At 33.2% G+C, this 13,985-nt stretch carries 16 protein-coding genes; 12 read left to right on the top strand and 4 right to left on the bottom strand.

The genetic code is table 11. The features are described 5' to 3' along the window. Positions 1–41: 41 nt before the first annotated feature. Positions 42–728 carry an outer membrane beta-barrel protein gene (locus tag B4N66_RS09630; RefSeq protein ID WP_291094283.1) on the top strand — a complete coding sequence of 229 codons (687 nt, stop codon included), beginning with the start codon at positions 42–44 and terminating at the stop codon, positions 726–728. A 3-nt stretch (positions 729–731) separates the two neighbouring features. Here the strand turns inward: B4N66_RS09630 and B4N66_RS09625 are convergent, their stop codons facing one another. From B4N66_RS09625 to B4N66_RS09615, 3 genes are read right to left on the bottom strand one after another with little or no spacing between them, the layout of a single operon-like run. Beyond that, positions 732–1,262: a methylated-DNA--[protein]-cysteine S-methyltransferase gene (locus B4N66_RS09625; protein WP_291094281.1), complete on the bottom strand. Its 531-nt coding sequence runs from the start codon at positions 1,260–1,262 to the stop codon at positions 732–734. Positions 1,263–1,289: 27 nt separating this feature from the next. After that, the gene (locus B4N66_RS09620) at positions 1,290–1,910 is read right to left on the bottom strand and encodes a matrixin family metalloprotease (RefSeq protein WP_291094279.1); all 621 of its coding nucleotides are present in this window, start codon (positions 1,908–1,910) and stop codon (positions 1,290–1,292) included. A gap of 44 nt (positions 1,911–1,954) precedes the next feature. Then, a complete protein-coding gene (locus B4N66_RS09615; protein WP_291094277.1) occupies positions 1,955–3,931 on the bottom strand; it encodes an alpha-ketoacid dehydrogenase subunit alpha/beta in 1,977 nt (658 codons plus the stop codon). Between the two features lie 190 nt (positions 3,932–4,121). On the opposite strand from B4N66_RS09615, the gene B4N66_RS09610 reads away from it, so the two are divergent. The 10 genes from B4N66_RS09610 to B4N66_RS09565 all read left to right on the top strand — a co-directional run bounded on the left by B4N66_RS09610 (position 4,122) and on the right by B4N66_RS09565 (position 11,562). Beyond that, on the top strand, positions 4,122–5,072 hold the full coding sequence (locus tag B4N66_RS09610; protein WP_291094275.1) for an isopenicillin N synthase family dioxygenase: 951 nt from the start codon (positions 4,122–4,124) through the stop codon (positions 5,070–5,072). A gap of 155 nt (positions 5,073–5,227) precedes the next feature. Beyond that, positions 5,228–5,626: a GxxExxY protein gene (locus B4N66_RS09605; protein ID WP_291094273.1), complete on the top strand. Its 399-nt coding sequence runs from the start codon at positions 5,228–5,230 to the stop codon at positions 5,624–5,626. A gap of 71 nt (positions 5,627–5,697) precedes the next feature. Beyond that, positions 5,698–6,033, top strand: a complete 336-nt coding sequence (locus B4N66_RS09600) for a translation initiation factor (RefSeq protein WP_291094271.1) — start codon at positions 5,698–5,700, stop codon at positions 6,031–6,033. A gap of 104 nt (positions 6,034–6,137) precedes the next feature. Then, positions 6,138–7,004, top strand: a complete 867-nt coding sequence (locus tag B4N66_RS09595; RefSeq protein WP_291094269.1) for a nucleoside phosphorylase — start codon at positions 6,138–6,140, stop codon at positions 7,002–7,004. Positions 7,005–7,290: 286 nt separating this feature from the next. Continuing rightward, positions 7,291–7,845, top strand: a complete 555-nt coding sequence (locus B4N66_RS09590) for a GNAT family N-acetyltransferase (protein ID WP_291094267.1) — start codon at positions 7,291–7,293, stop codon at positions 7,843–7,845. Further along, positions 7,842–8,483, top strand: a complete 642-nt coding sequence (locus B4N66_RS09585) for a hypothetical protein (protein ID WP_291094265.1) — start codon at positions 7,842–7,844, stop codon at positions 8,481–8,483. Before B4N66_RS09590 ends, B4N66_RS09585 begins: the two co-directional genes overlap by 4 nt. A 39-nt stretch (positions 8,484–8,522) precedes the next feature. Further along, positions 8,523–9,374, top strand: a complete 852-nt coding sequence (locus B4N66_RS09580; RefSeq protein WP_291094263.1) for a substrate-binding domain-containing protein — start codon at positions 8,523–8,525, stop codon at positions 9,372–9,374. 21 nt (positions 9,375–9,395) lie between these two features. Further along, positions 9,396–10,328 carry a transglutaminase domain-containing protein gene (locus B4N66_RS09575; RefSeq protein WP_291094261.1) on the top strand — a complete coding sequence of 311 codons (933 nt, stop codon included), beginning with the start codon at positions 9,396–9,398 and terminating at the stop codon, positions 10,326–10,328. Positions 10,329–10,406: 78 nt separating this feature from the next. Continuing rightward, positions 10,407–10,976, top strand: coding sequence for a DUF3575 domain-containing protein (locus B4N66_RS09570; protein WP_291094259.1), 570 nt, complete (start codon positions 10,407–10,409; stop codon positions 10,974–10,976). A gap of 10 nt (positions 10,977–10,986) precedes the next feature. After that, the gene (locus B4N66_RS09565; protein WP_291094257.1) at positions 10,987–11,562 is read left to right on the top strand and encodes a hypothetical protein; all 576 of its coding nucleotides are present in this window, start codon (positions 10,987–10,989) and stop codon (positions 11,560–11,562) included. Here B4N66_RS09565 and corA read toward each other — a convergent pair. Next, complete coding sequence (gene corA / locus B4N66_RS09560) at positions 11,559–12,635, bottom strand: magnesium/cobalt transporter CorA (protein WP_291094256.1); 1,077 nt, start codon at positions 12,633–12,635, stop codon at positions 11,559–11,561. The genes B4N66_RS09565 and corA overlap by 4 nt on opposite strands. Before the next feature lie 69 nt (positions 12,636–12,704). On the opposite strand from corA, the gene hutI reads away from it, so the two are divergent. Beyond that, a complete protein-coding gene (gene hutI, locus B4N66_RS09555) occupies positions 12,705–13,943 on the top strand; it encodes an imidazolonepropionase (RefSeq protein WP_291094254.1) in 1,239 nt (412 codons plus the stop codon). Positions 13,944–13,985: the final 42 nt, after the last annotated feature.

Genomic DNA, 13,985 nt, shown 5'->3' with positions numbered 1-13,985 from the left:
ATATTTGCTAACTAAAAATTAAAAAAAGTCTTATTAATAAAATGAAAAAAAATATAACTGTTCTTTTATTTTTTGTACTTTCTAGTAACGTTACGTTTGCTCAATTTGGTGGTCGATTTGGTTTTACAGCCGGAGTAACCAATTTTTCAACTGATACTGAAATTTTATTTTCTAAATCGATGCCGGGTTTTAGTTTAGGAATTGTTGGTACAGCTGAGATTGCCGATAATTTGGAATTATTAGTTGAATTTAATTATAGCCAGCATTACCTAAAATTAATAGGAAGAGAAACACCTGAATCGACTCCGGAAGATATTAAATTCAAAATGGGCAATTATAATATTCCATTTATATTTAATTACAATATTTTAAATTTAAAAAATGACTTATTATTTGGAATTCAACTAGGTGCTTCTGCCAGTTTAATGCACGAAATGAAATTAACAGACATCAGCAAAGAAGATTATTATTTAGATCCCTATTATCTAAAACCCTCTGATTTGGAATTTGACTCTACAAATGGACAAATATCATTTAATGCCTTCGCTGTAATGGGTGTAAGTGCTTCGTATGAGCGTTTCATGTTAAATTTCAGGTATTTTAAAGGAATAACCGATCCATACAGACAAGCTCCTTTTTATATTCCGGTTGACGGTATTGAAGTAAAAGGAAAAGATAATTATTACAATTTCACCTTGATTTATTTTTTAGATAATGGCGGTTGGTAAAAATTATTGAAACAATTCCAGCTGGCTCCCCTGCTCCAATGCCAACAATTTTTTCTTAGCAGACAATCCTCCAGCATACCCCACTAATTCTTGATTACTACCAATTATTCGATGGCAAGGAATAATAATTGAAATAGCATTTGCACCATTTGCAGAAGCTACTGCTCGAATCGCTTTTGGATTGTTTAATTGTTTGGATAAACCCAAATAGGTTTGAGTTTTGCCATAGTCAATTTGTTGTAACGCTTTCCAAACAGTTTGCTGAAAATCGGTTCCAATCAACAAAAGTGGTAAATTGAAGGTAGTTATTTTTTTATCGAAATAAGATTCTAATTGGTTTTGGGTTTCGGATAACAAAGGCGTTAACCCTTCAACAAATTCAGCATGTAAACCTTTTAAAATTCGGTTATCGACTTCACTACGCATTTTGCGGTAACGCCAATCGCATAGACAAAGTTGGTTATTAAAGTCGCCCAAAACCAGTTCTCCAACAGGTGAATGACAATAGTGAATGTGGATGGTATTGGGTTGCATTATAGTATTTTAAGAATATAAAAATACTTAATTCAACTTACTTTGACAACTTTCACACAAGCTAAGTAGAGCATTATCAATAGTGGCAACACTTTCAACAGCATCGGTCATCACACATTTTTTATCAGGACAATGAGGCAAACCTAAATTATGCCCGAATTCGTGAACAGTAACTTTTTTTAATCGCATAAAATGGACTGCTTTATTTTTGTGTTGAATTCTAAAGGTAGAAACCACACAACTTTTTCCCGGACAATAAGCCAAACCCATAATTCCCCAATCTTGGTATTTGTGAGTTGGTTCTTTTATTTTTCCGTTTTCTTTCTTAGAAGTTGAAATGTCTTTTTCGGTTAAACCAATGATATAATCCAATGAATCGTCAAGTTCATCCTTTTGAAGTTTAATAATTTTATCGGCTCTATAACGTGGCGATTTTACTTTAGTAAAAGTTGAAATGTCATGGAGTTTATTGGGCAAAATAATCGTTTCAACACCATAAAATGTATGAATAATTTCAGCGATTGTGTCTGTTTTGGATTTTGGAAAATCTGCATACGGTTGAATGCCAACTTTAATTTCATTGGTTAATTTTTTATCACATCCAACTAATAAAAAAGAAAAGATAAAAATATATACGATAGACCTCATTCTATTTTTTATCAAACATACAACAGAAAACCGATTACAAAAAATCAATAAGCCATCAACTCCAACAACTCTTTTTCAAATCGTTCTTTCGGCAGATATTGATCTTCTAATGCTTTCACAAACGGAATCGGCGATTCCAAACTACCTACTCTTCGAACAGGAGCATCCAAATGCTCAAAACAATTTTCCATAATCATCGCGGATATATCGCTGGCAATTCCGCCAAAAACAGTATCTTCTTGCAAAATGATACATTTGTTTGTTTTCTTTACTGATTTGTATATGGCTTCTGTGTCTAATGGTTGCAAAGTTCTTAAATCCAATAAATCAGCACTAATTTCAGGATTTTTAGATAAAGTATCCAAAGCCCAATGCACACCAGCTCCAAAAGAAATGATGGTCACTTGTGTACCTTCTTTCAACAAAGCTGCTTTTCCAAACGGAATAGTATAATAATCCGTCGGAACATCTTGATAAATACTTCTGTACAATTGTTTATGCTCAAAAAACATCACCGGATTCGGGTCGTTTATAGCTGTATTTAATAAACCTTTCGCATCATATGGAAAAGCAGGATAAACTACTTTTAAACCGGGCGTTTTGGTAAACCAAGCTTCATTCGTTTGCGAGTGAAACGGACCGGCTTGCGTTCCGCCACCACAAGGCATTCGAACCACCACATCGGCTTTTTCATTCCAGCGGTAATGTTGCTTTGCTAATAAATTCACAATCGGATTAAACCCTGTAGAAACGAAATCAGCAAACTGCATTTCTACAATCGCTTTGTGTCCGTTGATGGATAAACCCATTCCGGCAGAAACAACTGCACTTTCACAAATCGGAGTATTACGAACACGTTCTTTACCAAAAAGTTTTACAAAACCGTCCGTTACTTTAAAAGCTCCACCGTATTCTGCAATGTCTTGACCCATAATCACCAAGTTGGAATGACGTTCCATAGACTGCTTTAAACTTTGCGTAATCGCATCAATCACACGAATATTTTCTACAGAATCAGAATGCGTAAATTCTTCAAAATCATACGGTTTGTAAACATCGTTTAATTCTTCTCTTAAATCAGCTGTAAAATCCGGTTCATCAAAAACCAAACGAATATGTTCGTCCATTTCTTGCTTGAATGCGGTTCGAATTGCATCATCATAGTCATTTGTCAACAAGCCAATCTCCTTTAAATATTCTCTGTAATTATCTATCGGATCTTTTTGAGCCCACTCATCCATCAAATCTTGCGGAACATATTTGGTACCACTCGCCTCTTCGTGTCCACGCATTCTAAACGTCAAAAATTCCAATAAAACAGGTCTCGGATTTACACGAAGTGAAGCAACTAATTCGGATACTTTCGTAAAAACTTCTAAAATATTATTTCCATCAATGATGTGACTTTCCATACCATAACCAATTCCTTTATCCGCCAAATTTGTACAACGGTATTGTTCATTAGTTGGTGTTGAAAGTCCGTAACCATTGTTTTCAATTACAAATAAAACCGGCAATTCCCAAACGGCAGCAATGTTTAATGCTTCGTGAAAATCTCCTTCGCTGGTTGCTCCTTCTCCTGTAAAAACTGCAGTAACTTTACCATTTTTTTTGAGTTTATTGGCTAAGGCAATTCCGTCTGCCACACCTAATTGCGGACCCAAATGCGAGATCATCCCGACGATTTTATACTCTTGTGTTCCAAAGTGAAACGAACGATCACGACCTTTGGTAAAACCGCTTTTCTTTCCTTGCCATTGAGCAAATAAGCGTTGCAACGGAATGTCTCGTGTTGTAAAAACACCTAAATTTCGATGCATAGGTAAAATGTATTCATCTCTGTCCAACGCCGACGTAATTCCCACCGAAATGGCTTCCTGACCAATCCCGGAAAACCATTTGGAAATTTTACCTTGACGAAGCAAGATGAGCATTTTTTCTTCAATTAAACGAGGTTTCAGTAATCGAATATATAAATCAAGAAGAGTCGTGTCGGAAAGATTTTTTCTGTCGAAAAGCATAGTTTGGGTGTTTTAAAAACGCTTCCAAAAGTACAAAAAATAACAAATTCTAATCGTTTTGTGATACTTTTTTATAAAACGTTTTCGCCACTGTTGATAACTTTCAATTTTGCATAACAAAATATTTATTTACATTTGTATTTACAAGCATTCAACTCACTTTGAGTTATTAACAAATAATAATTTTAGTATGCAAAACATTCCTAGTGTTGACTTGCGTGATTTCCTGTCGGATGAACCGGCACGTAAACAAAAATTTGTAAATGAAATCGGAAAAGCTTTCGAAGATATTGGCTTCGTAGCACTTAAAGGTCATTTTTTAGATGACAAATTGGTTGATGAATTGTATGGCGAAATTAGAAATTTCTTCGCTCTGCCATTAGAAACCAAATACAGTTATGAGATTCCGGGAATTGGTGGTCAAAGAGGCTATGTTTCCTTTGGAAAAGAACATGCAAAAGGTAAAAAAGAAGGCGATTTAAAAGAATTTTGGCACTTTGGTCAGTATGTTAGCAAAGATTCAAAATATGCTTCTGAATATCCTGACAATGTTGAAGTAAAAGAACTTCCTCGCTTTAACGAAGTTGGAAAAGAAGCTTATCAAATGCTTGAAAAAACAGGTATTTATGTGTTGAGAGCATTGGCTTTGCATTTAGGTTTAGATGAATTTTATTTTGATCAATATGGTAAAGAAGGAAATTCAATTTTAAGACCAATTCACTATCCACCAATTACTTCCGAACCCGAAAATGCAATTCGTGCGGCTGCTCACGGCGATATTAATTTGATTACACTTTTGATGGGTGCTCAAGGAAAAGGATTGCAAGTTCAAAACCACAATGGCGATTGGATTGATGCGATTGCTGAACCGGACGAATTAGTGATTAATGTAGGTGATATGTTGTCGCGTCATACGAATAATAAATTAAAATCTACCATTCATCAAGTAGTGAATCCGCCAAGAGAATTATGGGGTACTTCACGCTATTCCATTCCATTCTTTATGCATCCGGTAAGTGATATGCGTTTGGATGTATTGGAAGATTGTATTGATGAAAATAACCCAAAATTATACGAAGACATTTCTGCAGGAGAATTTTTGCACGAACGTTTGGTTGATTTGGGATTGATTAAAAAGTAATTTACATTTGAATTAAAATAAACCAAATCTCATCTTTTTGGGGTTTGGTTTTTGTTTTTGAAATAATGTTACACGCCATTTTAGAACGCTGATTTAACAGATTCGCTAAAGCGAAACGCTGATTTTTACAGATATAAACCATAAAAAAAAATTATATGCACTTATTACACAAAGAATTAACAGCACTCATTTTGAAAACATTTTATGAAGTATATAATGAACTAGGATACGGATTTCTGGAAAAAGTTTACCAAAATGCTTTATTTTTAGAATTAAAAGAAAAAGGTTTAAATGTTGTTCCCAACAAGAAGATTAAAGTTTTTTACAAAGGAAATAATGTTGGTGATTATTATTCAGACTTAATAGTTAATGATACTGTAATATTAGAATTAAAAGCAGCAGAATATGTAGTTGAAGAATTTGAAACACAATTATTAAACTATTTAAGAGCAACTGATTGCGAAGTTGGTTTATTACTTAATTTTGGTAAGAAGCCTGAATTCAGAAGAAAAGTATTTGAAAATAAAAGAAAACTAAGAAAAAATCCGTTTTAGAAGCAAATCCGTCAACATCAGCGTTTCGCTTTAGTGAATCTGTAAAATCCGCGTTCCAAAAAAATAACAACATGCACGATTTAAACGAACAACTAAAAAAACTCTTCCCCGACCATCAACCTTCCAACGAACCGGAACAAGTTGATGAAACACCACACGAATTATACGTTCAAAAAGAACCGATAATTTGTCAATACGAAAAACGAAAAGGCAAACCAACCACCATTATTTCAGGTTATGAAGGAACCGATGAAGATTTCAAAATCTTAGCCAAAGAAATAAAAAGTAAATTTGCCGTAGGCGGAAGTTTCAAAGACGGTGAAATCATCATTCAAGGTGATTACCGTGATAAAATAATGAAATTTCTCCAAGAAAAAGGATTTAAAACCAAACGTGTAGGAGGTTAAAATTGGTTTAATTTGTTCAATTTTGTTTAAAATGGTTTACTGTTGTTCTGTTAAACTTTTAAACAATTTAAACTTTTAAACCATCTTAAACAATAAAAAAAATCATGATAAAATCATCCGAATTAATACTAAACCCCGACGGCAGTGTTTATCACATCAATTTATTGCCGGAACATATTGCTCACGACATTATTTTCGTAGGTGATCAAAATCGGGTAGAAAAAATCACCAAACATTTCGATTCCATTGAATTTTCTACACAAAAAAGAGAATTCAAAACGCAAACCGGAATCTATAAAGGCAAACGAATGTCGGTAATGTCAACCGGAATTGGTCCGGACAACATTGATATTGTGATGAACGAATTGGATGCTTTAGTGAACATCGATTTAAAAACCCGAACCATAAAAGAAAAACTAACTTCGTTAAACATTGTTCGAATTGGAACTTCCGGTTCGTTGCAAGCTGATATTTCAGTGGATAGTTTTGTGATGAGTGCGTATGGTTTGGGATTAGACAATATGCTTCGCTCCTATTTAATTGATGCTATTTCTGAAAAAGACATCGAAGATGCATTTATCAATCAAACCAATTGGGATTTACGAAAAGGTCGTCCTTATGTAATTAAAGGGAGTGAATCGTTAGCTCAAAAATTTGAAAGCAATCAAATTCACAAAGGTTTTACAGGAACAGCAGGCGGATTTTATGGTCCACAAGGCCGTGTTTTACGTTTAAACATTCAAGATGCAGAACTAAATTCTAAAATGGACTCGTTTAATTACAATGGCATTCAAATGACCAATTTAGAAATGGAAACCGCTGCTATTTATGGTTTAGGAAAATTGTTAGGTCATCAATGTTTATCGTTGAATGCGATTATTGCTAACCGAGCAAATGGAACATTTAGCGAAGATCCGTACAAAGCGGTGGATGCGTTGATTGAATATGCGTTGGATAAATTAGCGGAGTAAAATGGACTTTTTTGGCAATGAAATTTTAAACTATATTGGAGGAAGCATCAGATGGTTTTTTGGAACTATTTACAGTAAATTAATGAAGAAAGAAAAATTTTCTTATCATGAGTATCTTTATGGTAAAGAAAAAATAAATAATGACTACAATAAATTAGAACATGAATTCGCTAATAAAGTGATTGCATTTATCTTTTTTTTCTTTTTAGTTTTACTATTTACTTTTTTTTAAAATCATATAAGTCGATTTGATTAACTAATACTATTAGTTTTATTAAAATAAACAATGAATCTAACCCTCGAAACCAAACGCCTCCTCCTTCGACCTCTTGAATTAAGCGATGCAGATGCGTTTTTTGCGATGGACAATAATCCTAGTGTTCACAAATACCTTTGGCAAAAGCCTACTCAGGATATTAGCGAAACGATTAAGACTATTGAATACGTTCAACAGCAGTATCGAGAAAACAAAATTGGTCGTTTTGCAACGATTCTGAAAGAAACCGGCGAATTCATTGGTTGGACAGGAATTAAATTCGTAAACGACCACGAAGAAAACGGCAACACAAATTTCTATGATTACGGTTATCGTTTAAATGAAAAATTTTGGAACAAAGGTTATGCCACCGAAGCTTCAACTGCTTGGTTAGACTATGGTTTTAATCAAATGAATATCGAAAAAATGCACGCTTACACTCACGCTGAAAACGGAGCATCCAATCACGTTTTACAAAAAGTGGGCTTTAATTTTATGGAAAATTATCCGGATAAAGATGGTGTGATTTGGAAATGGTGGATGATGGAAAGGTTAGAATTTAGAAATCAGAATTTAGAAAAATGAAAAATAAAATTTCAATAGTAGCAATCAATCTATTATTTCTCCTCGTTGCTTGTGAGAAAAAGAGAGATATTATTGAAATTTACTTAACAAAAAACAAAATTGAAAGTTACGAAGGTGTTCCTTTAAGAACAGCAATCAAAGATACTACGATAATCAGGCAAGTTCTTGAAAGTTATAATGAAGAAATTAGAATTGATACCTTAAACAACAAACCAATTTATATGGGTCATTTTGTAGCTGAACTTGGTGATTTAGAAGAAAAGCCTTTTATAAATGATTCTGAAATTTTAGGTTTTGATTTTGATGATTCTGAAATACATTTTAGTAAATCGGTAACCGAAAAAATATATAAATCAATTCCTAAGTGGAGAAAGAAAAGTAATTTTGGTAAACAATTTGTTTTATGTCATAATGGTAAAATAATTCTAAACGGATATTTTAATAACTCAATGTCCTCCTATTGGTCTACTACACATCAAATTATTTATCATAGTTACCCTGAACACAAAAGAAACGATACTTTAAGTAGTGTATCGTTTTTAATGTCCGATAGTTTAAACTTTGAAAAAAACAATTTGAAGAAAAACAAAGACTTATACAATGCGTTTAAAAATAGATTAATAATTCAATCTGAATAGTATAACTACTTAATACTCCCCATCTTAATACTAAAAAAAATGAAAACCATCAAAATAGCAGGCGTTCCCGAACATTTCAACTTACCTTGGCATTTGTGCATTGAAAACGGTGAATTTGAAGAAGCCGGAATCGATTTAAAGTGGACAGACGTTCCCGAAGGAACCGGAAAAATGTGTCAAATGTTAAGAGATAGCGAAACGGATATTGCCGTGATTCTTTCGGAAGGAATTGTAAAAGATATTACTGCCGGAAATCCATCCAAAATCGTTCAAATTTATGTAGAAAGTCCGCTCATTTGGGGAATTCACGTTGATGCAAAATCAAATTATACTTCACTTTCTGATTTAGAAAACACAAAAGTTGCCATTAGTCGATTAGGTTCAGGATCTCATTTAATGGCAATTGTAAATGCTCAAAATCAAGGTTGGAAAACAAATGATTTGCAGTTTGAAATCGTCAACACAATTGATGGTGCGGTTGAAGCTTTATCAAACGGAAAAGCCGATTATTTTATGTGGGAAAAATTTATGACAAAACCATTAGTTGATAATGGAACTTTCCGCAGAATTGGCGACTGCCCCACTCCTTGGCCGTGTTTTGTAATTGCGGTTCGCAACGAAATTCTCGAAAAACATCCACAAACTATAGAATTGATTTTAGAAATCATCAACACAACCACTGAAGAATTCAAAGACATTCCGAGTATCAACAGAACATTGGCTAGTAGATTTAATCAAAAAACGGAAGACATTGATTCTTGGTTACTTCAAACCAAATGGTCGCAAAAAAATATAACTTCGGAAACGTTAAACAAAATTCAAAATCAGCTGTTTGAGCTAAGTCTTATCGATAAAAAAAGTACTTTTGCAGAAATCGTGCACGCCTTTTAGCATTTTGACGTTTCTATGTAAATGAATCTATTCGGAACACTTAAGTATCAAGAATTAAAAACTAAATTCCAGGTCAAAAAACCATGGGACGATGTGATTATTTTTGTACTTAATATTCTGATTGCGATTCCGATTTTTATCATCATTCATCAAAATTTAAAAGATCCTGAATGGTGGTTTAATTTAGACAGAATACTTATCGCAATTGTTCTTTTGGTAATTATTCAACTTATTCTTAGACTTATACGAACCATTTTAATTCTCGGAATTGCAGCCTATTTAATAGTTTTAATTTATGGAACTGTATTTAGCGGATACGGTTTTGAATCGGTTTTTCAAGATTATGGTTATATGATATATTCAATGTCGGAAAATCCAAATCCGCAAGATTTAATGATTTCAAAACTTCTTCCGTTTCCTAACAAAAATCAGATTCTAAAAGCCATTGAATATGATAATCCGCAAGTTCGTAATTTTGCTCTAACAGCCACTACTTTGCATTTTAAAGATATAAAAGGTCAGCAAGAACATCGAAAAATGATTCAATGTTTTGCAGTTTTTAAAGAAATAAGAAACCGCTGGAACTACGTAAACGATCCGAAAGGACAAGAATATATTGCTCATGCTACTGAAAGTTTAATACATTTTTCCGGCGATTGTGATGATCATGCTATATTGATGGCGGCTTGTATTCGAGCAATTGGTGGCACTCCACGCCTCATTCATACCGGTGGACACATTTATCCTGAGATGCTAGTGGGCAAAAGAAGTGATTTGGAAGCGGCAGTCTATCTCATCAAAGAGGTACTTTTTGTAACCGAAAGTAAAAACAAAGAAATTCACTACCACATTGATGAACGTGGTCAAATTTGGTTAAACTTAGATTATACGGCACGTTATCCCGGAGGGCCGTTTATGTCTGAAGAAATTCTAGGAGCTTTAACATTAAACTAATAGTTTATCGAGTTTTTGGTTAATTTTTTTATTTCCAACCAAGCTTTTTATATATTTACACCACATAAACCCCAAAAAATGAAAAAAATTATTTTTATCTTTTTAATTCTCACTCAAGTTTCATTAGCTCAGGAAAATAATTCTTCTGATTTGGGTAAAAATGAAATCAAGTTTGATGTTGTTTCTTTAGTAGCTTTGGGAAAAATTCATGTGAGTTATGAACGATTCCTTGGTAAGGATTTTTCAGTAGGAATTAGCGGAAATTTTAATCAAAGTAAATCGCGAGAGGAAGATTTTGAAAGTGGAAAAAATCGTACGCTTGAGGAATATCAAATTATTCCGTTTGTGCGGTATTCACTTTCTAAAAGTCAGATTCGTTATTATTTTATTGAAGTTTTTGTTTCTGCAAATCAAGGAAAATACCGTGAATTAGAGCGTTTACTTGATCAAAATAACAACGGTTATTATGAAGCTATTCAAAAAGAATACTCAGATTTTGCAGTTGGTGCAGCGATTGGACACAAGTTTTATATTAAAGAAAAATTTGGTGTTGATATTTTTGTTGGAATGGGGAAAAACCTTTTCAGCAGTGGCGAGAGTCCTGATATTATTTCTCGTGTGGGTGTGAATTTAGGTTACCGATTTTAAAAATTTGATTATGAAAACATTAAAATATACATTTTTTCTTACGCTAATTGTAATTTCATTTTCTTGTAGTAAGGAAGATGAAGAGTTTTATAATGCTGTTTACACGACTATTCCCGGCTTAGTTACCATTGAAGTTCAACCGAATTATGAAGTTAATGATGTTCTTTGGATAAATACTAACTCATTTTCAAGATATTTGTCTGAACCAAATCAAACTACACCATTGGATGTTTACCGTACAACTAATTCGCAAAAATTTAGCTTTATCTATAGCTTAGAAAGACAAGTTGATGGAAATTGGGAAAATGTAGCTATTGGTAATAATTTTGTGCAAGAAAACGGATCAACGAGCATTGGAAACTATGTTACTGCCAATGCAATTTATAATTCTACTACAGAAACTTATGAATTTAGGGGTGGTTTACGGTTATTGCAAACAGGACAATATCGAATTGGTTTTTTCAGTGGTTATAACGGTTCTAATTTTGATATCATTTCAGATAGTGGTAATCGTTCAACTTTTTTAACAATTGCCACCACAGCTATTAATGCCAATAATGGTTTTTATAATTTTACAGTCAACTAAAACCATTTTTTTCGTTTAAAATAATAAATCATTCCTAATACAAGGACAAACATAACTCCCAATGTGATAAAATATCCGTTGGGAGTTTTTAATTCAGGAATATTTTCAAAATTCATCCCATAAACTCCAACAATAAAAGTCAGTGGAATAAAGACGACCGATACAATCGTAAGTGTTTTCATAATTTCATTCATTCGATGACTTTGTGCAGAAAAGTAAAAACTGGAAGCACTTTCCAATGAATTAATATCATAATCAACCTGATCCAAAAGTTCTAAGCTCTTTTGATGTAATCGAGAAAAGAATGTGTAATTAGATTTATCAATACCATTAAAATCATCATCATCTTGCATCGATTTTAAGTTAAAAAGAGAATCTTTCAGAGGAATAATGGATCGTTTCAAATAATTCAAATCTTCACTACATTTTTCAATTCTAACTAAAACATCCTGACTTTCATTCACTTTTGCTTCAATCTGAAGTAATTCGATTATATCTTCATACTTTTCTATTGTAATATAGAAGTTTTCCATTACGGCATCTAACATCAAAAACAATAAAAAATCATTTTTCTTTTTACAAACCAAACCTGTATTGGTTTTAATTCTTTCGCGAATATGAGTAAAAAAATCACCTCTTTTTTCTTGAAAAGAAATCAACAAATTATCTTTTAGTAAAAAACTAATTTGTTCAACCCGAACATTAGCTTTCTCTTTTTCCGGTAAAATAGATTTTATACTAAAAAACAAGGCATTGTCTAATTCTTCCATCCTTGTTCGTTTAGCCACATTCAAAATATCACCGGCAATATAGCTATCTACTCCGATGGTTTCTACAATTTTTTTAATTAGTTCACCGTCATGTAAGCCATGAACATTCAACCATTTTACATCTTCAGAAGCTAGTAATTCATCAACTTGCACTTTCTCTAAATTCAAATTTTTAGTTTCAGTATAGGATTCTGAATTATACAAAAACAATTGCATCTCAATCGGCTGATCTTTATGCTCCCCTGTGTATTCAAAATGGTTAGGTTGAACTTTTCTTCCTTTCTTATATTTTAATCGTTTCACGCTTTTATTTTTTATAAATTTAAGTGATTTAATTTTTTCATTCTATTTTTACAGAAAATATTTTTCATTATGCAGACACTTATCATCAATATTAAAGAACTCATTCAAATTAGGGAAATGGAAATTAAGAAAGTTTCCGGTAGCGAAATGGCCAATTTACCTTTATTGAAAAATGCTTTTTTATTGATTGAAAATGATTTGATAGCCGATTTTGGTTTGATGAACGATTGTCCTACTCTATCCAATGCAAAAATCATCGATGCTTCAGGGAAAGTGGTTCTACCAACATGGTGCGACAGTCACACCCATTTGGTGTATGCCGGAAATCGTGTGCAAGAATTTGTAGATAGAATCAATGGTTTGAGTTATGAAGAAATTGCCAATCGCGGTGGCGGAATTTTAAATTCGGCTCAAAAACTCAATGAAACTAGTGAAAATGAAATTTACGAACAATCGAAAGTTCGTCTTGAAGAAGTAATGAAATTAGGAACCGGAGCCATCGAAATTAAGTCCGGTTATGGGTTAACAGTAGAAGGCGAAATCAAAATGCTTCGTGTTATCCGACGTTTAGCAGAAAATTATCCCATCAAAATCAAAGCTACTTTTTTGGGAGCTCACGCCTTTCCGAAAGAATATAAAGAAAATCATTCAGGTTACATCGATTTGATTATTAATGAAATGTTACCGAAGATTGCTGCAGAAAATTTAGCTGACTACATTGATGCATTTCTGGAAACAGGATATTTTTCAGTAGAAGAAACTGAACGAATCATGGTAGCCGGAAAAAAATACGGCTTAATTTCTAAAATCCATGTCAATCAGTTCACAGCTATCAACGGCATTGCCTCTTGCGTGAAGCATAATGCATTATCAGTAGATCATTTAGAAATTGTAACCGATGATGACATTCAAGTGCTTAAAAACGCTGAGACCATGCCGGTAGCTTTACCTTCATGCAGTTATTTCATCAGCATTCCCTATACACCGGCTAGAAAAATGATGAATGCCGGATTGCCATTAGCCTTAGCAACGGATTATAATCCGGGAACAACTCCGTCTGGCAATATGAATTTTGTGGTGGCAACTGCTTGCATTAAAATGAAAATGACTCCGGAAGAAGCCATTAATGCAGCAACAATCAATGGTGCCTATGCGATGGGAATTTCAGATTCGCACGGAAGTATTACAAAAGGTAAAAAAGCGAATTTAATCATCACAAAACCAATTCATTCGTTTTATCAACTGCCGTATGAATTTGGTAGTAATTTGATAGAGAATGTGATTATCGAAGGAAAATTTATTCAATAAAAAAAGGAGCAACATCACATTGCTCCTTTTATATTCTATTAA

It is taken from the genome of Flavobacterium sp. UBA2787 (assembly GCA_002352205.1).
Classification (GTDB): Bacteria; Bacteroidota; Bacteroidia; order Flavobacteriales; family Flavobacteriaceae; genus Flavobacterium.
Note: the sequence above shows the minus strand (reverse complement) of the source record. Positions and strands in the feature narration are given on the sequence as shown.

Bases quoted from the DNA above. Each gene is read 5' to 3' on its own strand.
- B4N66_RS09605 (WP_291094273.1), top strand. From the start codon at position 5,228: ATGCACTTATTACACAAAGAATTAACAGCACTCATTTTGAAAACATTT.
- B4N66_RS09620 (WP_291094279.1), bottom strand. From the start codon at position 1,910: ATGAGGTCTATCGTATATATTTTTATCTTTTCTTTTTTATTAGTTGGA.
- B4N66_RS09615 (WP_291094277.1), bottom strand. From the start codon at position 3,931: ATGCTTTTCGACAGAAAAAATCTTTCCGACACGACTCTTCTTGATTTA.
- B4N66_RS09575 (WP_291094261.1), top strand. From the start codon at position 9,396: ATGAATCTATTCGGAACACTTAAGTATCAAGAATTAAAAACTAAATTC.
- B4N66_RS09565 (WP_291094257.1), top strand. From the start codon at position 10,987: ATGAAAACATTAAAATATACATTTTTTCTTACGCTAATTGTAATTTCA.
- B4N66_RS09585 (WP_291094265.1), top strand. From the start codon at position 7,842: ATGAAAAATAAAATTTCAATAGTAGCAATCAATCTATTATTTCTCCTC.
- B4N66_RS09610 (WP_291094275.1), top strand. From the start codon at position 4,122: ATGCAAAACATTCCTAGTGTTGACTTGCGTGATTTCCTGTCGGATGAA.
- hutI (WP_291094254.1), top strand. From the start codon at position 12,705: ATGCAGACACTTATCATCAATATTAAAGAACTCATTCAAATTAGGGAA.
- B4N66_RS09600 (WP_291094271.1), top strand. From the start codon at position 5,698: ATGCACGATTTAAACGAACAACTAAAAAAACTCTTCCCCGACCATCAA.
- B4N66_RS09595 (WP_291094269.1), top strand. From the start codon at position 6,138: ATGATAAAATCATCCGAATTAATACTAAACCCCGACGGCAGTGTTTAT.
- B4N66_RS09580 (WP_291094263.1), top strand. From the start codon at position 8,523: ATGAAAACCATCAAAATAGCAGGCGTTCCCGAACATTTCAACTTACCT.
- B4N66_RS09630 (WP_291094283.1), top strand. From the start codon at position 42: ATGAAAAAAAATATAACTGTTCTTTTATTTTTTGTACTTTCTAGTAAC.
- B4N66_RS09625 (WP_291094281.1), bottom strand. From the start codon at position 1,262: ATGCAACCCAATACCATCCACATTCACTATTGTCATTCACCTGTTGGA.
- B4N66_RS09590 (WP_291094267.1), top strand. From the start codon at position 7,291: ATGAATCTAACCCTCGAAACCAAACGCCTCCTCCTTCGACCTCTTGAA.
- B4N66_RS09570 (WP_291094259.1), top strand. From the start codon at position 10,407: ATGAAAAAAATTATTTTTATCTTTTTAATTCTCACTCAAGTTTCATTA.